Annotated in this window: 18 protein-coding genes and 1 tRNA gene; 12 read left to right on the top strand and 7 right to left on the bottom strand. The window is 43.7% G+C overall.

Features of this window, described 5'->3' with window-relative positions:
* Positions 1-20: 20 nt before the first annotated feature.
* The 4 genes from M3630_RS24975 (at position 21) to M3630_RS24990 (ending at position 3,513) form a co-directional block, all read left to right on the top strand.
* Complete coding sequence (locus M3630_RS24975; RefSeq protein WP_173612151.1) at positions 21-557, top strand: RNA polymerase sigma factor; 537 nt, start codon at positions 21-23, stop codon at positions 555-557.
* Positions 544-2,214, top strand: coding sequence for a YcdB/YcdC domain-containing protein (locus M3630_RS24980; protein ID WP_251253902.1), 1,671 nt, complete (start codon positions 544-546; stop codon positions 2,212-2,214). The genes M3630_RS24975 and M3630_RS24980 overlap by 14 nt, the downstream gene beginning before the upstream one ends.
* 79 nt (positions 2,215-2,293) lie before the next feature.
* Positions 2,294-2,370, top strand: a tRNA-Arg gene (locus M3630_RS24985).
* Between the two features lie 441 nt (positions 2,371-2,811).
* On the top strand, positions 2,812-3,513 hold the full coding sequence (locus M3630_RS24990; protein WP_251253903.1) for a hypothetical protein: 702 nt from the start codon (positions 2,812-2,814) through the stop codon (positions 3,511-3,513).
* A gap of 594 nt (positions 3,514-4,107) precedes the next feature.
* Here M3630_RS24990 and M3630_RS24995 read toward each other — a convergent pair.
* On the bottom strand, positions 4,108-5,385 hold the full coding sequence (locus tag M3630_RS24995; protein ID WP_251253904.1) for a hypothetical protein: 1,278 nt from the start codon (positions 5,383-5,385) through the stop codon (positions 4,108-4,110).
* A 972-nt stretch (positions 5,386-6,357) separates the two neighbouring features.
* Between M3630_RS24995 and M3630_RS25000 the strand changes: the two genes are divergently transcribed.
* Complete coding sequence (locus M3630_RS25000; RefSeq protein ID WP_285862241.1) at positions 6,358-6,897, top strand: hypothetical protein; 540 nt, start codon at positions 6,358-6,360, stop codon at positions 6,895-6,897.
* Between the two features lie 38 nt (positions 6,898-6,935).
* On the opposite strand, the gene M3630_RS25005 is transcribed toward M3630_RS25000, so the two are convergent.
* The gene (locus tag M3630_RS25005; RefSeq protein ID WP_173612147.1) at positions 6,936-7,361 is read right to left on the bottom strand and encodes a DUF7832 domain-containing protein; all 426 of its coding nucleotides are present in this window, start codon (positions 7,359-7,361) and stop codon (positions 6,936-6,938) included.
* A 187-nt stretch (positions 7,362-7,548) separates the two neighbouring features.
* Between M3630_RS25005 and M3630_RS25010 the strand changes: the two genes are divergently transcribed.
* The 3 genes from M3630_RS25010 to M3630_RS25020 all read left to right on the top strand — a co-directional run bounded on the left by M3630_RS25010 (position 7,549) and on the right by M3630_RS25020 (position 10,937).
* A complete protein-coding gene (locus M3630_RS25010) occupies positions 7,549-9,186 on the top strand; it encodes a hypothetical protein (protein ID WP_251253905.1) in 1,638 nt (545 codons plus the stop codon).
* 21 nt (positions 9,187-9,207) lie between these two features.
* On the top strand, positions 9,208-9,615 hold the full coding sequence (locus tag M3630_RS25015) for a RidA family protein (RefSeq protein WP_251253906.1): 408 nt from the start codon (positions 9,208-9,210) through the stop codon (positions 9,613-9,615).
* A 140-nt stretch (positions 9,616-9,755) separates the two neighbouring features.
* On the top strand, positions 9,756-10,937 hold the full coding sequence (locus M3630_RS25020; protein WP_221868209.1) for a NupC/NupG family nucleoside CNT transporter: 1,182 nt from the start codon (positions 9,756-9,758) through the stop codon (positions 10,935-10,937).
* A 71-nt stretch (positions 10,938-11,008) separates the two neighbouring features.
* Here the strand turns inward: M3630_RS25020 and M3630_RS25025 are convergent, their stop codons facing one another.
* On the bottom strand, positions 11,009-11,188 hold the full coding sequence (locus M3630_RS25025) for a hypothetical protein (protein ID WP_173612073.1): 180 nt from the start codon (positions 11,186-11,188) through the stop codon (positions 11,009-11,011).
* A 90-nt stretch (positions 11,189-11,278) separates the two neighbouring features.
* On the opposite strand from M3630_RS25025, the gene M3630_RS25030 reads away from it, so the two are divergent.
* Complete coding sequence (locus M3630_RS25030; RefSeq protein ID WP_251253907.1) at positions 11,279-11,887, top strand: hypothetical protein; 609 nt, start codon at positions 11,279-11,281, stop codon at positions 11,885-11,887.
* A 67-nt stretch (positions 11,888-11,954) separates the two neighbouring features.
* Here the strand turns inward: M3630_RS25030 and M3630_RS25035 are convergent, their stop codons facing one another.
* Positions 11,955-12,365, bottom strand: coding sequence for a DoxX family protein (locus M3630_RS25035; protein WP_173612143.1), 411 nt, complete (start codon positions 12,363-12,365; stop codon positions 11,955-11,957).
* Between the two features lie 196 nt (positions 12,366-12,561).
* Here M3630_RS25035 and M3630_RS25040 point away from each other — a divergent pair, with 196 nt between their 5' ends.
* Positions 12,562-12,909 carry a winged helix-turn-helix transcriptional regulator gene (locus tag M3630_RS25040; protein ID WP_106656985.1) on the top strand — a complete coding sequence of 116 codons (348 nt, stop codon included), beginning with the start codon at positions 12,562-12,564 and terminating at the stop codon, positions 12,907-12,909.
* A gap of 89 nt (positions 12,910-12,998) precedes the next feature.
* On the opposite strand, the gene M3630_RS25045 is transcribed toward M3630_RS25040, so the two are convergent.
* A complete protein-coding gene (locus M3630_RS25045; RefSeq protein ID WP_251253908.1) occupies positions 12,999-13,355 on the bottom strand; it encodes a helix-turn-helix domain-containing protein in 357 nt (118 codons plus the stop codon).
* 166 nt (positions 13,356-13,521) lie between these two features.
* Here M3630_RS25045 and M3630_RS25050 point away from each other — a divergent pair, with 166 nt between their 5' ends.
* Positions 13,522-13,734 carry a helix-turn-helix domain-containing protein gene (locus M3630_RS25050; RefSeq protein ID WP_173612140.1) on the top strand — a complete coding sequence of 71 codons (213 nt, stop codon included), beginning with the start codon at positions 13,522-13,524 and terminating at the stop codon, positions 13,732-13,734.
* 24 nt (positions 13,735-13,758) lie between these two features.
* On the top strand, positions 13,759-14,010 hold the full coding sequence (locus M3630_RS25055) for a hypothetical protein (RefSeq protein WP_251253909.1): 252 nt from the start codon (positions 13,759-13,761) through the stop codon (positions 14,008-14,010).
* 18 nt (positions 14,011-14,028) lie between these two features.
* Here the strand turns inward: M3630_RS25055 and nagE are convergent, their stop codons facing one another.
* Positions 14,029-15,468 carry an N-acetylglucosamine-specific PTS transporter subunit IIBC gene (gene nagE / locus M3630_RS25060; RefSeq protein WP_173612139.1) on the bottom strand — a complete coding sequence of 480 codons (1,440 nt, stop codon included), beginning with the start codon at positions 15,466-15,468 and terminating at the stop codon, positions 14,029-14,031.
* A gap of 152 nt (positions 15,469-15,620) precedes the next feature.
* The gene (gene ptsP / locus M3630_RS25065; protein WP_251253910.1) at positions 15,621-17,333 is read right to left on the bottom strand and encodes a phosphoenolpyruvate--protein phosphotransferase; all 1,713 of its coding nucleotides are present in this window, start codon (positions 17,331-17,333) and stop codon (positions 15,621-15,623) included.
* Between the last annotated feature and the right edge of the window lie 5 nt (positions 17,334-17,338).

Genomic DNA, 17,338 nt, shown 5'->3' on the forward strand with positions numbered 1-17,338 from the left:
ACGGGGAAAGGAGGGCGCGCATGTATGACGACCTCAATGAGAAAATGGGGAGCATCTATGAACAGCACTACATGGCTGTTTACTGCTTCTTGCTGCATTTCACGGGCAATCAGAATGAAACCGAAGATTTGACACAAGAGGTGTTTACCCGTGTCGTGAAAGCATTGCCGACTTACGACGGACGAGTAGCAGTAAAGACTTGGCTATTCTCCATCGCAAAGCATATTGCTATCGACCATTATCGCAAGCAGAAGCTGTATGAGCTGGTTTCTGAAAACTGGCTAATGCGGCTAACAGCAAAGCAAGGGATACCAGAAGTAGAGCTGGATAACAAGGAAGAAATGCGGGAGATCAAGGATGCGTTGCAAAGACTGAAACCATCTTATCGTATGGTCGTCATCTTGCGCAGTGTGGAAGGGTACAGCATCAGGGAGACGGCGGAACTTCTGGCTATTTCGGAGGCCAAGGTCAAGGTGGTTTATCATCGGGCGCTGAAAAAGCTTCAGCACTTCCTGAAGGATTCGGTGAAAGGGGGGATTCCACATGAGCTGGCATGAAGAAGAGCTGGAAAAACAACTGAGACGGCTAAAGGAAACGGAATCGCCACCTCGCCCGGAATACGTCAGGGAGACTCAACGGCGTTTACAATTACGTACAAATCAACTGAAGCGTCGTTTGCATTTTCAACGTGTGGCAAATCGGGTGGCTGGCGTTGCAGCAATCGTTTTGTTGGGAGGATGGGCGTCCACAGAGAGTGGGCAGCAGAGTCTTCAAACTCTTTGGGAGCATACAATGAAGCACGAGCAACCATCTGCAACCATTGTTCCTGCCCCCACTCCAGAATCCATAAAGCCGCCGCCGCTTCCTCCTCCAGCAAACACGACCAAAGAGAATAAAGTCTTGAATCGTCCCCCCGAAACGAATCGGTCAGAGACGACTACTGTACGTACAGAGCACAAAAAACAGCCAGAAAAGGCTTTACCACCAGTAGCTACCTCCCCGCTCAAGCAGACTGATGCCGTGACCGATCCAATCCCAATCCCGCCCTTGGTGAAAAAAGCACAAACATACATGCTGGAGTTGTTGGGAGAACAGGGAAAGGATTACCGATATAATCCTGCCCAGTCTGATCTAAAACGAGGAACCATTGGGTTTAGTCGGGTTGTTCATGGCATACCTTTTTATGAAGTTAGCTACACTGTTAAAATGAATGACGATCAGGTATCCAATTTTCAAATCCTTCAGGACTCCGATCAACTTCAGTCTCTTGCGCAGATTCCCAAACCAACGGCCGTACTATCCAAAGAAAAGGCGGAAGAAGCGCTTGCTTCGACATTGCGGTTGGTTTACCGGGAAAAGGAAGGGGAAGTAGCTTCCTTACACTACGAGACTGACATTTCTGGGTTCATTGATGCCAATACAGGAGCTTTGGTCAATAGCAAAGGCGTTCCCATACAGAGAGATGAGGGAAAACGCATCGTACAAATATCGGCTGAGGGGAGAACGTTAAAAGCCGGTTCAAGTGAAGAGACGCTTTCCTTGCTCGCAAAGGAATTCGGTTTGCCAGTTGCTGTGGACAATTGGCAAGGGACGACATCTGTAGGGAGAGACGGGATACGGGAGTACCAGTGGGAAGAGAAAGAAAAAGAACTGACGGCTCGGGTACATGAAAATGGGCAATTGCTATCTTATCGGTTGAATAGCAAACAAGAGGCAAGGTCCTCTTTTAGCAAAAATCGGGAAACTTCGCCGGAAGCCTTGTTGCAGCCTGCGATTGAGCATTTGCAGCGTTACTTGGACAAGACAATCGAAGAGCTGGAGCTGACAGGCATCAGCAGAGAAGCAGCAGAGGTTCGCTTTCGATTTACCAAGCTGTATCAGGGCATTCCCGTAGTGGATCGCTCCTATGAAGTGATTGTGGATAGGAACACAGGAGAAGTTGTCGGCATGTCAGGTGCTTTTGGACAGGGGGCCACGAGCTTTCCCGATCCTGCAAAGGTGATTTCCAAGCAAGCTGCTGAGGCAACACTAAGGAGAAATCACCCTCTGGAGCTTACGTATATTTTGACGGGTAAAAAGGATACATTTGACAAGCAAGCGCTTCTTGTCTACCGTGTGTACAAAGAAAAAGGAATCGAAACATCCATTAATGCGATCACCGGAGCTGTACTGGAACGGACCAGGAAGAATCATGATCAAATGACAAATAAATAAAGGAGGACCGGGCATGGTCACCCTGGTCCTCAATTGCCAAAATCGAGCGATTTCACTATAATGGAAGTGAATGTAAAATGTCCCCGTAGCTCAGCAGGATAGAGCGTCAGTTTCCTAAACTGTAGGTCGGAGGTTCGAATCCTCTCGGGGACGCCATTGTAGGAAAAACCTTGGAGTATCAAGGTTTTTCACTTTTTTCATAGGCGCTTTAGGTAGACTATACGTGCAAGACTTCCACTTCATTGATTCAGTCTTACATCAATTACTTAGCCTCTGAGCTATTAGGACTCGTTCTTTATTCGTCTTCGAGTAGGGGAGGATAGATTCCCTACTCTTGTAGTTGAAACGGCATATATGGCAGTGAAATTGAACGTTTAATACTGCGTATCAAAATCAAGCAATAAGTGCAGTAAGTATATTAGCCACCCTTCCTAAAATTTCAGGATGGGTGCTTTTTTCATGCGATGTTCTGTCGTTACTTCTGTTAAGAACTGTATATGTGAACTAGAACCGATTAAGACCGTGTAAGTATTTACGTGGGAATATACGTTTGGTAAAGTGAACTCAAAAATTAAAACAAAGAAAGGTGATGCTGACTTGGAAATCAAGTGTTATGTAGCAATTACAGTAGTTCTCATCATTCTTGGAGGTATACTCTGGAAGACGATGAAAAGTTTAAGATGGGATTCAAAGTTCTATCGGGAAATGAATGAAAGATTACATGAAGTGAACCAAGGCTTGCGTGACAAAATTAATGAGGATGAAAAGGCAATTGAAGAATTGGAATTGTCGGTATCAAATCTACAAAATGCTTTGAATTATAAACAACAGGATGAGTTTAAAAGACATCTCTTTATTTGTAATCTTGATGAAGGGCAAAAAATCGTTATCTTATTCGATGAAGAGTTGGAGCATAACCAAGAACTCCAGCAAAAACTTAATGAAAGAAACATTAGTCCGTTGAAATATTCTAGGAAGCTAGAATGCGTTGTGTTTGTTGATGGAAAGAAAGAAATGCCACTATTAATGGATAGTATTTTTGCAGGGCAGGTAAAAGCCACAATAGGAGATATTAATTGTGGGAATTTTAAGAATCGTGGGATTGGCTCTTTTGTTGTGCAGAATCTCTGCATTATCTTAAAAGGAATGGGAATAGAGAGTGTAAATGCTTCCCTTTCTACAGTCGATTATCATAAAAAAGATAAGTTGTACAATTTTTACCTGGGTAAAAACGGATTTCATTTGGTAAGAGAATTAACAGAAGACAAATGGGGACTTGTGTCTAAGAAGTTAGAATAAATTCCAAATATTTAAGGAGAGCGAACAGAATCAATTCTAATAGGTACTACTGAACTGATAAGAAAAATCAAAAAACTAATACAAGTTAATTCATAAATAGTAATAAAAACGGGAGTAATTATGAGAACAACATGACTTTTCGTCATTTCAGCAAACAGAAAAAACGTTTCAACAATCGCTATCTAATACTCTTCGCCACATTTGGAACACTTGGCGGCTCTGATTTTGAAGTTGATGCTAATGCACAGCGTTTTATAAATCATCTCCTTTAATCAAAAGTCTAATAAAGAACAGGACATTTTTAATAGAACAAAAAACAGAGCGGCTAAGAGCCTTGGCTCGGTGCAGGCTGACGCGGACAACGCTTCGCTTTTCCAACTCGTCTGGAAGCGAGATTTGCAAGGATAGAATCTTATTAACTTAAGTTGACCCTCATAAATTGAACGGTAAGTAATACAACTGTTTTCCTGGATGGATATTTAAAGTTTTAGCCGAAAAGTTTGAAGCCCTCCATCGGAACAATCCGGGGGAGGGCATTAACTTGTGAGTCAAATTGTAAAATATGATCTACAATAACAAAGTAATTAAGGCATATTAGTAATTGTAACTAATAGAAATAGATTGGTCTGCATCTGTTTCAACGTCAATACCTGCATAAAAATTAACTTTATGGCTGATATCCAGTTTAGTGTAGCTACCTGTAGCAGCCCATGCAGTTACGAATTCATAGTCATCTGATGATTCTAATTGACTTCCAGTAACATTCCATTTTGCATAATCATTTGATTTATTCAATGTGAGATCTATGTCTGGTTCTGTGTCAATTTCATATTCGAAACCAATGCTATAAGGGTAACCTAAACTTACTTTATACGGGTTACTGGAGGTATCATTTGGTTCAGCATCATCTAATTCGTCACTATCAAATACCAGATCGTGTCTAATAGTAAACTCTTCCGCATCCCAGAGCCATTCATATGTTTCAATAGTGCTTGTATCTTTTACATAGAAATAGTCATATTCTTTATCGTCTTCATCGGTAACTTTGTACAGTTTCCATTGTGAATTAATTTGTCCGGCTTTTTTTGTTATATAGTAAGCGGAGGCAATAATATCATATTCACTATCTACAATTCGGCTTGATCTAGTAGAAATCTCGGAGTTACTCTTTTCAATAATTTTATTTTCGTGCTGCAAGATTTCTGCGAGATAAATTTCATCTTCAATTTCAATTTTACCCTCGCCATCATAGCTATTTATATCTGAAATAAAGACTTTATAAGGGGCATCTTCATCTAATGTGTAACCTATGATTTCGTGTTTCTCGGAATCCTTATTCTTATCAGTGCCATCTTTCTTCTTCTTTTCTTTTTCCTCATCCTTTTCATTAAAGAAAGAAAGCTCGATTGATTCTTGAGTTTCTCCACTTTCTATTTTTGTTTGAGTATACAAGTTGTCAATACTTAGCAGATCACAGTATTCTTTTATAGTAAGCCCGCCAAATAAATACACTTTCTTACCATTTTGAAGTTCTTCTTGTAATTCCTTCTGTAGCTTTTTGTTTTTTTCTACATCTTTATAATTATATGCAATAGAATTGTACTCTGATAAATCCACTTTATCATCTGGATTTATCGATTTTACTTGGATTTTTTTATCTTCCAGAGTTTTTTTGACACTTTTCAGAGATTCGTGTTTGAAATCCAATTGTTCTTCCGTATTTTCAGAATCCATTCCGGATGAAAACAGTAACTCTTTAGATGTTTTTGCAAATGCAGTCTGAACTGAAAAATTTGGTAACATTACAGTAGATACTAAAACACCAGCCAAAACGAGGCTAGTAATAGATGATTTAATATTTTTTTTGGACATTTTAATATACCTCCCTTTTAATGGTATAATTTACCATGAATAATAAGTATCTACAACCAAAAAATGGATAATTAACAAAAAAGTAAAGGCGTGATCATTATGTCGTTTAATAATGTGCAGTCTTGGATAATTACTGTTTGTTTCGTTGTAATAGCGTTCAGTTCAGCTTATATAGCAATTAGAATAGATAAGATCATTGAGCGCTTGGCAACTATTGCTGAATTTATTAGTATTACAGGAGGTAGTTAAGTTGACGGAAGAATTAAACTTTGACTATAAGGATAGTCAGTGGATTGACCAGAATTACCTTTTTTAACTTGAAACAATATAGATTACAGCCGCCACTTCACTTATAGAAAGGCGGGGCTTATTTGCAGTTCTGTTTGGGGCATTTGTTGGAGGAACATAAGATGTTGGGACAAAGACCAAAAAACAATAGGTATTGTTTATGACCTTGATTAGACTTCGGTAGACGGTAATGAACAAAAATGCAATTTTTGTGATTGAGAGTTCGATAGATAAATTGAGCACACAGCTATCTGTGGGAAAACTCACAAAATTTCAAACCTGATATCATAAGGTTTTTCAGGGGCGGATAGTTGGCCACGGAGAGGGTAAGGCGCATTTCGTATAATTCCTAAACTGCAGGTCGGAGGTTCGAATCCTCTCGGGGACGCCATCGAAGAAAAAGCCCTGGTGTATCAAGGTCAGAGTGTAGAGAAAGTCCCCTTTCGTAAAAAAGGGGACTTTTAGTGCCATTTTAGGGGGCAAATATGTCTCACCGCCATCGTAAAACGCCTTGGAAGCGATTCTAGAAGGTCAAATTTTTTCTGCCCAATCCGCGAAATTCAGGAAGGGGGTTTCTCGAAACCTTGGCCTTGGTGTATCAGGGTGTTTTTTTGTTGAGACGTGTAGCATGCTTGAAATAAATAACGTATATCAAATGATGAACGAAATAAGGGGGGATTTCTTTTGAAAAAAGTGATTGTAGGATGTATGGTTATGGCATTAGCTATTTTCTTCAGCGGCTGTAGCTCAGACGCGGTCGTACAAAATCCGACTGCTACGCCACCTTCAAAAGAGGTAACGAACACTGGCACAGACCAGAAACAATCCGTAGACAGCTCTTCAAGCTTTGACAAAATTGCGGACTATTTGCAAGAAGAGAGCAACAAAGCTTTCTCCCCCTACTATGAGCTGCTCGAGTTTACCCTGTCGGATTATGAAGAGAAAACCGTTGACGGAAAAGTAGAAGCGACATTCGGATATCAAGTGAAGTACAAAAACTTTGAGAAAGACCCAGACACCGTGGAATACATCAAAGCGGCAAAAGAAAAGAACGATCCCAACTACCAACAGCTGTATGATGAATATTTGCAGCCCAAGGACATGAATTTTCATTTGAAAGCGGTAATTGAAGATTCGGACTCCATATCGCTTTACACCAATGTGAGTCCAAAAGGAGTTCAATGGGAAAAGGCAGTTATGTCTGATTTCATCCTGAAGAAGTAAAATAGCGACTTGATTGCAGGCCGCGTACTCACGCGGTCTTATTCATTTTTCTCGCACCAGTACTCGTACTCATTGTCGATCCAATTTTTGATATGATCATAATTCTCCCAAGTATCTTCCACGTGATACACACTTGGCTCGCAATCAAACGCTTCTAGATAATGATACCGATACTCCCCCGTATCGAAATCGAAGTAAAACATCGCGAACTGGTTTCCTTCTTCATTCAACATGTCTTTTGCAAATACCCCACCCGTCTTCTCATAAACTTCAGGACCAGTAATCTGCCTTTGTTTAAAATCAGCGATTAGGTTTTCGAAACTCTTTTTAAAATCCTCGCTAACCATATCCTTTTCAATCAACCAGCCAATGAAAAAGCCTGTATGTACGTATGCCTGTTTTTGAGGAAGGTCCTCCTCAAAGTTTTCGTAATGATATTTCGCTTTATCGTATACCGTTGTCATTAGCAAAACCTCCCTTTCTATTTTCCTATTTCCCAAAAATTATACAGGATAGATTTTTTGGTAAAAAGCCATAAGAGGGTGAAGAAGGAAGGGTAGGAATTTTGTAGCATTTTCATGATACGAGGTGGTAGTATTTAACTGTTAGAAAGAGAGAACCATTGGATGGTTCATAGAGGGGTCATATTTCATGCGGAACTTGCTTGCCTATTTTCTTAGCGCTGTAATGATTAGTCTAGTTATCCTTCCAGTAGAACCCGCGTCATCTAGAGGCTCAAGTTCATCTAGCTCCAGTAGTTCAGGCAGAAGCTCAGGTTCGTCTAGTACCAGCTCCTATTCGTCCGGCAAAAGTTCAGGGTCATCTAGTACCAGCTCCTATTCATCGGGCAGAAGCTCGGGATCATCTAGTACAGGCTCATCCTCCTCAAGCAAAAGCTCATATTCTTCAGGAAAAAGCTCAGGCTCAACCAGTAAAGGCTCAAGCTCTACGATAAAAAGGGCCAAACCGTCAAGCGGTTTCCAATCATCCAAGCCGGTTAAAATCAAGAAGCATGACGATGATGACGATGATGAAGAGCAATTCGAGGAAGAAGAGGCTGGCCAAGGAGAGGAGACGAGCGAAGAAGTCGCTGCGGAAGAGGAAAGAATCAAACGGGACGAAATCTTAATACAAATTGATGGAGGTATTGGACCATACCATTTACGACCCAATCAATTTTATCAAACGACGATATGGGGGGAATCCACCCATGATGGTTCCCTATATTTTACCGTACATAATAACGGACAGATAGAAGAGGTAGATGAGAGTGAGATAAATGGGTCAACAGTATTTAACATCCCATACAATTTCGATCCAACACCATTTGAAAAAGAGTTTTATCTTCATAACCTACCAACTGATCAAATCTATGTGACATCCTTTCAATATCAGGATATTTACTTGTTTTTGCGCTCGGATGGTACCATTCAATGGCTCCCCAAATATGAAGCCATTGAGACAAACCTCCCCATCATAGAAGCAGAAGAGGTACTGCTGTCAGAGCAGACACTGGAAAAGCATAGCAACGAAATGGCCTTGCATCATTTCCCGAAAAACAAAGTCTATCGGAAGAATATCAATAAGATTCCGAGGTATTTTCTGTTTAACAATGAAGAAAATGTTCAGTTAATAGGAAAAAAAGAAAGTAAGAACTATGAAGTTTTGGAATATGACCAAATGATTGATCCGACTTCTGCCGATCTTCTGGATGAGATAGAAGAAAAAATCCAAAATTCAGGGGTCCCCACAGGATACATATACCAGCTCACAGTAAATAACGTTCCGCGAAATTTTATTTACGATGGAAGCCGTTCCGTTGGGTTTGTGAAGGATCTATCTTCTGTTAAAGAAGACTATAAGGTTCGCGACTTCGAACAGGTTGTCCAAAAGATACGGAAAGAAAAACAGGAGGAAGAGAAAAGGCAATCCATCTGGAAGCTGTATTTGATTACAGCCGGTGCGATCATGCTCGGTATTTTTCCTTTATCCTATTGGTATATGACCAGAAAAAGAAAGAAGAAGAAGCAAACCCCTAACAAGATCATTACGAAAAACACCAACCATACGAGAAAGAAAAAGAATGTAGAGCCTGTAAAGCCTGTAAAGCCAGAAAGAACACCAATTCAACAACCCCTACCCAAAAAGAAAGAAATAAGAATAGAAGAAAAAAAGAAGAATGACGGCGGACTTTTTCAGCAATTTGAAGCCGCAAACAAAAAAGAACAGCCAAGAAGCTCTGGAAGCGGACTATTTAATCAATTTAATTCCTCCAATAGAAATCAGTAAAAAAGCAAGGAGCGTGTCGTGATGCAAAATGATAAGCGAATCAAATTCATTAACCCTGAAACAATGCCACCTGCGTTTGGCTATACCCATGCGGTAGAGGTTCGGAACGCCCGGACGATTTACGTATCGGGTCAGGTGGCTCTCAACAAAGAAGGCCAGGTGGTCGGCACAGGTGATTTAGCGGCACAGACCAAGCAAGTTTTCGAAAATATCCAATTCGCGTTAGAAGCGGCAGGAGTCAGCTTTGATCATGTAGTGAAATTGACTTTTTTCGTGACCGACATCTCCAAGATTCACATTGTCCGAGAGATTCGAGATCAGTACGTGAATACAGAAACCCCGCCAGCGAGCTCTGCAGTTGAAGTGAGCAGACTCATCAGGGACGAGCTGCTAATTGAGATTGAGGCCATCGCCGTGGCAGATGTATAGTTGTTCCATCCCCCTTCTGTTCGATTATTCATCGTTCAGGAGGGTTTTTTTATGCTCTTTTGGGAAGATTATGGAGCAAGACAAGCAGATCGGTAATAGTACGTGTCGGCTCTAAATCTTTTGCTATTGGAGTTGGTTGCATGAATTATATCATCGCAGGAATAGGTTTGATTACCGTATTTTTGCTTGCTTGGCTGGCAAGTAGTGATAAAAAGCACATTCGGTATCGTCCTATCCTTATCATGATTCTGATTCAGATCGTGTTTGGCTTGCTGCTGTTGCGAACCAGTATTGGACTTATTTTCATATCAGGCATTGCCAGCAGTTTTTCCATACTCCTGAAGTATGCCTACGAGGGGATTAATTTTGTTTTCGGTGGCATTGCGAATCCGGGTGCGACGCCGTTTTTCTTGCAAGTTTTGCTACCGATTGTTTTCATATCTGCACTGATTGGCATTTTGCAGTACACGAGGATCCTCCCATTATTCATTCAGTATGTAGGGCTCGTATTGAGCAAAGTGAATGGCATGGGAAAATTGGAGTCGTATAATGCGATCGCCTCGGCGATTGTCGGGCAATCCGAAGTGTTTATTACGGTGAAAAAACAGCTCGGTGCCATTCCGGAAAACAGGTTGTACACGCTGTGCGCCTCTGCAATGTCCACCGTGTCTATGTCGATCGTGGGCTCCTTCATGACCATGCTCAAACCGGAGTATGTGGTAGCTGCATTGGTACTCAACTTATTTGGTGGTTTTATCATTGCATCCATTATTACGCCGTATGAAGTAAAGCCGGAAGATGATTTGCTCGATCAAGAAAAAGAAGAGAAACAGGCCTTCTTTGAAATGCTCGGAGAGTACATTCTGGATGGGTTTAAAGTAGCCGTGGTCGTTGCCGCGATGTTGCTCGGATTTATTGCACTCATTGCGATGGTGAACGGGTTATTCAGTGCAGTATTCGGTATTTCGTTCCAAGCGTTATTAGGGTACGTTTTTGCCCCGCTCGCCTTTCTTATGGGGGTTCCCTGGCACGAAGCTGTACAAGCAGGAAGTATCATGGCCACCAAAATAGTAGCGAACGAGTTTGTCGCCATTCTCGACTTTACGAAGATTCAAGGTCAGTTGAGCGAAAGAACAATTGCCATCGTGTCTGTGTTTTTGATCTCGTTCGCGAACTTTGGCTCCATCGGGACGATTGTTGGCGCGGTAAAAGGTTTGAATGAAAGACAAGGAAATGTCGTCGCCCGGTTTGGATTGAGGCTGTTATATGGGGCAACACTTGTCAGCATTTTGTCAGGAATTATCATCAGCATTGTGGTGTGAAGGGGGACCCTTTTTGGGGTCTTTTTTTGTTAGGTTCGGTCTGGTAACCAAATGATGGTAATCTGCGTCTATCAATTGAGATATTCGTCTTTGTTTCTCGGATCGTATCCTTCATTAAAGGAATGGGAATCACGATTGTTACGCTCTATGAGGATTCTCTGCTTCCGGCGCTTGGCAATCCAATCGATGATGGCTCCAATCAGCAAGAGACCTCCGAAAATAAATACGACGAGTAACCAGAGTGGCATCATACAACACCTCACTTTTTACTAAAAGATACGTCATACCCGTGATGAAGTTGCGATGAAACCATTCAAGAGGAAGAAAAGGAGCGAATTCGGATGAGAAAATGGGTGTGTATGACCGTAATGGCAGGCTTGATTGCAGGAGGCTGTTCACCTGACACGAACGTATCAACAGATACAAAACCACAGCCTGTAACCGAGCAGAAGCAAGAGGCGGGAAACAGCGGTGGCGACCAAAAGCAAGAGAAGCAAACCGCTACCGTGCGTCAAATGATTCTCAATGAGCAATTTTTGCAGCTGCTCGCCAAAAACGAAATCAGTGGATTCGATATCCACATCGGGATGAAGCGGGATGAAGTTTCTGCGCTATACGGCAAGGTAACGAAACAGGATTATTGGGATGGCGGGCGCTATGAAGTCTTTGAGAAGCTAGAGACTGCACTCATTTATTTTGATGGGCAAGATCGCGTATATGGAATTGATTTGGCCGGCCTTCATCTTAATGAAACGAATCTGGACACAATCCGTAAAAATCTGGGAGCGCCTGTCAGTGAAGAGAAGAGTATGGCCGATCAGGATTATGTCATGTTTTTTGAAGCGGGAGATAACTCCGTATTTATTAGTGCAAAGGACGAGAAATCACCAGCAGATAAAATAAGGATCATCAATAAAAAAATGATCGAGGAATCACCGCAAAAAGAATAAAAAAAGCCAAATCAGAAGGGGCTCAAATGTGACCTTCAGGCTTGGCTTTTATATGTGAAACAATGGATTATTCAACCGATCTTTTTCCAAACAGGATAGTGTCCAGTGCGAACTTGGTGCTGCCACTAATTCCAAGAGAAACCAACATCGCAAGCAAGGCCAGATCCAATTCATAACCAGCCCCACCTTCACCACCCAGGAAGCCGACAGCGAGCTTGGCTGTAAAGATTGCACCAATCATGACAACAGACAACGCACCTGCGAACACGCGAGTACCCAGACCTAGAATCAAGGCAATACCGCCTACTACCTCCAAGAAGGTTACGAGGTAAGCAATGAATGCAGGGAGTCCCATGGTCCCGAAGAAACCAGCGACATTCTCCAGCCCCATTTGGAATTTGGCCACTCCGTGAATGGCAAAAGTAAGTCCAGCTATCACACGTAGAATAAGTGCGCTCCATTCAAAACGATTAGACATGTATGAATCCCTCCGAAATTTAAATGCGTAACAAAGTTACTTTTCGTTAGTAAGTATACAATAATAAATTCCTAAGTCAAGTGATTCGATAAAATCCCAACAGTTGGCAAGTGTATTTTTCAAGGGTGATTCGCATCATTGGTTTTGATGGATTGAACAAAGAGCGGTATACTGGAAGGAGAATGAGGTGATACCTATGAAACAGTCTACCCTCTGTCCCAAGTTCGAAAAAGGTATGCAGTTGTTGGGGAAGCGATGGACAGGTCTAATCCTATACCAGTTGTTGTCGGGACCACAGCGATTTTGTGCATTGGAAGGGGCCCTGCCAGTAAGCGGAAGGCTACTTTCTGAGCGTTTGAAGGATTTGGAGAAGGAAGGACTCGTGCATCGGCAGGTGTTTACTGATTCTGCTCCTGTCCGCGTAGAGTATTCCTTAACGGAAATGGGGAAAGCTCTGACTCCAGTGCTCAAGGGAATTGAGTCTTGGTCGCAGAGCTGGATCGAGTTGAATGCAGACGAAATGGCTAACGACAGCGAAGAATAACACAGCCTATATAAAAAAAGCATCAGGAGAGTACGCCTGACGCTTGCCACGATGAAAACCCCTGGAGACAGGGGTTTTTCTGTTATTCGTTAAGAAGGGTCTTCGTTCTTTTCTTGCAAAGCCTTCCATTTTAAAAACTCAATATGGCGCTTGACCTCAATCAGATCTTTCTCTGTCAGGCCATCGACATCCAAAAAGGTCGCTGGTGTTTCCCGGACAGAACCGCGTTTCCAAGTTGGTTCTTCCGTGCGACCGTGGAGAAAATCGGTGGATACTTCAAATAAATCTGCGACTTTGGAAATCAGATGAAAATCGACGCCCTTCTTTTCGCCTGACTCGATCCGCGAAAGTACCGTATTATGTATGCCCAGCTTTTCAGCTAATTGAAGTTGTGACCATTGTTTTTGTTCGCGCAGCCATTTTATGCGTTGACCAACTATGGACATCGTGAGACCACCTTTATCGTTTTGGCAATTCCATTCTAACAATTTTCCATTACGGAAAAAACAAGATTGCTAATATGACAAAATCTGTATTGACTTTGCTAAAATTGAAAGGATATGATGTAACTATAAATATTTGCCATTTTTGCAAATCAGGAGGGGATAACTGGTGGAACGACTCAACCTCCCGTTTATCGCGCAACGACGTAATGAGTGCAAGCTGACCTTGCAAGAAATGGCGGAAGCACTCGGGTTTCGAAATGCTTCCACATACTTGAAGTACGAGAAGGGAGAATATGACTTCAAGGCCAATCATTTGCCAGTGTTGGCTAAAAAACTACGATGCAGCATGCTTGATCTTTTTATCAGAATTGTTTGCTGATTTAGCAAAAAGGGGTGGGATGGGTTGAACGCTAGGGAGGCAAATAGAAGGCAGCTGGAAATATGGAGAAAGACCGTCGCTTACGAAATTGAAATGATGGCGCCACAGAGTATGCCGGCTTGCGAGGGATTTCTCGAGCGCTTGGTCATGTTTGAAAAGGAGTTGGAAAACAACGCGCGATGCCCATATAGTACGACACATGATGGGAATGATGCCGGGTCGCGTCCGTTACCCATTCAGGAAACAGAAAAAAGCCCGGTACGGATTTCACCGTGACCGGGCTTTCGTTTTCCTTTATAGCTTGGTTATCTCTTCTTTTAGCAGCTCTGAATGGGTTCCGAAGACGACTTGCACGCTTCCTTGACCCAGTCGCATAACACCTGCTGCACCGAGGTCCTTTAAGGCTTTGTCATTGACCTTCTTGTCGTCCTTCAAGACGAGACGCAAACGAGTGATGCAGGCGTCTACGCTAACGACGTTTTCTTTTCCACCAATGTGGGTGAGCACTTGGATCGCTTTATCCTGCATCGAATTGTTCCTTCCCGTAGCTGTAGTTGTCATTTCTTCATCATCCTCACGTCCCGGTGTCTTGAGGTTCAGCTTCACAATCAGGAAACGGAACAGGACGTAGTAGACCACTGCGAATGCCAGACCAATCGGGATGATCATCCAAGCATTCGTAGAGAGGTGGTAGTTGATACCGTAGTCGATCAGACCCGCTGAAAATCCAAAGCCGTGCTTGATGCCGAGAGAGGTCACGATATACCCGGACACACCCGTCAATATCGCGTGGACAAAATACAGGAGTGGGGCAGCGAACATAAACGCAAATTCCACTACCTCAGTAATCCCGGTCAGGAACGAAGCGAGAGCTGCACCAATAAACATAGAAGCAACTACTTTGCGTTTTTCAGGACGCGCTGAGTGAATAATAGCGAATGCTGCTCCAGGAAGTGCGAACATCATGATCGGATAGAAACCAGTCATAAACATTCCTGCTGACGGGTCTCCCGCAAAGAAACGATGCAGGTCGCCGTGTACCACTTTTCCTGTCGCATCGGTAAAGTCACCGATTTGGAACCAGGCAATCGCATTGAGTACGTGGTGCAGACCAAATGGAACGAGCAATCGGTTGAAGAATCCGAACAAGAAAGAACCTGTTGCGCCGAGACCTACGATCCAAGAGCCCAATGAGTCAAGGGCAATCTGGATCGGCCCCCAAATAATCCCAAAAATCAAGCCGATGACAACCATGGAGAGAGAAGTGACAATTGGGACGAAGCGTTTTCCACCGAAGAAGCCCAGCCATTCTGGCAGCTTGATCGAATGGTAGCGGTTGTAGAAAAATGCTGCAATACCACCCGCCATAATACCGCCGATGACACCCATGTTCAGTTTTAAATCATCTGCGATGAAAGGCATGGCAGCAGGAACAGCAGCAAGTACTTTCGTCAATACGACGTAGGCAATGACAGCGGCTAAAGCAGCAACAGCATCTCCAGCCAAGCCAATGGCAACACCGACAGCAAAGATTAATGCCAGGTTGTCAAAAATAGCTGCACCGCCAGCAGCCAAAAGCGGAGCGATGTACGAGTCCATGAAGGCACCAAAGGCACCGAGATTGAGGTCCTTCTCGAATTTGAGAAGACCAAAGCTTTGCAAAATCGCTGCGGCTGGCAACGTTGCGACTGGGAGCATCAGGGCTCTCCCAATCTTTTGCAGAAAAGCGAGCATAGGATAAAACCTCCTTGGAATGGGATGAATTTATCAGGGAAGCCGCTCTCCGGATAAATGCAAAATGATGAGGGCACAAGGAATAAACCGGAGAGAGACCATTCTGATCGATATATTGGAAGCGCTTACACTACTCGGGCGACAAAACCTTTCTATAAGGCTTTGTCTTTCAGATACTGAACGACCTCGTCTACAGTAGAGAGTGTAAGGACGTGTTCAGCCAATCTTTTCGCTTCCTCTAAGCTGGTGGAGCGGATGCGTTCTTTGACTTTTGGCATGACCGAAGCGGCACCGCTGAACTCATCGAGCCCCAATCCGAGCAAGAGCTTGGTTGCCAACGGATCTCCCGCCATTTCCCCACACAGCCCGGTCCAAATACCTGCCCGATGGGAAGCTTCGATAACTTGGCAAATCAGTCGTAATACGGCTGGATGGTAGTAGCTGTACAGCTCGGCGATATTGGCATTCATCCGGTCTACTGCCAGCGTGTATTGAACGAGATCATTGGTGCCGATGCTGAAAAAGTCTACCTCTTTCGCAAACGCATCTGCTTGCAGGCAAGCGCCTGGAATCTCCATCATCATGCCTACGGCGATTTTCTCGTCAAAAGCGATCCCTTCTGCTCGCAGCTCTGCTTTTGCTTGCTCCAGCAATCGTTTGGCTTCACGCAGTTGCTCCATATGGGAAATCATCGGGAACATAATCAGCAGGCGACCGAATGCACTGGCACGCAAGAGCGCGCGTAATTGCACCAGGAACAATTCCGGTCTGGCTAAGGAGATGCGCATGGCGCGGAAGCCAAGAAACGGGTTTTCCTCCTGCGGAAGCGCGAGTGCTGGCAAATGCTTGTCGCCGCCAACATCCAAGGTACGAATGATGACCGGCTTGTCGCCAAAAGCAACGGCTACATGCTTGTATGCAGCAAATTGTTCGGCCTCATCGGGAAGGGTGGTGCGATCCATGAACAAAAACTCGGAGCGGAATAACCCGATTCCTTCTACACCAGATGCGATCAGTGCATCAGATTCTTCTGGCACAGCCATGTTTGCCATCAGGTGAACACGATGTCCATCGGTTGTTTCGGCAGGCAGTTCCTTAATGGCTTCGTACAATTGGCGTTCCTTTTCTTCCTGCGCGGCTTTTTCTTGATAGGCAGCCAGTGTATCCGCATCAGGCGAAACAATCAGCTGTCCAGAGGTTCCATCGATAATCAGCAAACTTCCGGAGTCTACTTTTTCCATCAAGGTATCGCCTGCACCCATGACAGCGGGAATTCCGAGAGAGCGTGCCAATATGGCTGCATGAGAGGTAGCGCCACCTTTTGCCGTAACAATTCCTCGTACATGCTGGAGTGGAAGCTGAAGCGTCTCGGATGGGGTGACGTCCCATGCAACCAGGATAAAAGGCTCTTCCGGGTAGGAGATGACGGTGTCACCACCCGAAATATTTCGAATCAGACGGCGGCTCACATCACGAATATCATCCGCGCGCTCTTTCATGTAGGCATCGTCCATACTCTCAAAGAGGGCAATGAATTGATCGGCTACTTGCGAGACGGCGGTAGATGCCGCCAGTTGTTGATTTTCAATGAGCGCACTCATCTCCCCGACAAATGCCGGGTCATCCAGAAAGGCAATATGAGCAGAGAGGATGGCCGCTTTTTCCGAACCTAATTGTTCCTCTGTCTGTTCCTTTAGCTTTTCCAGTTGTTCGCGTGCTTGCTCTACGCTTTTGCTAAGTAGTCCTAGCTCCTGAGCTGCATCCACTGGAGTGGTGGACTCTGCCTGCGTGATGGCAGTTTCGTGTGTGAGGCGTAAAACAGGGGCAATCGAAATGCCAGCGGAAACCGGGATTCCTTTTAACATACGTC

The organism is Brevibacillus sp. MER 51 (assembly GCF_023714195.1).
GTDB lineage: Bacteria > Bacillota > Bacilli > Brevibacillales > Brevibacillaceae > Brevibacillus.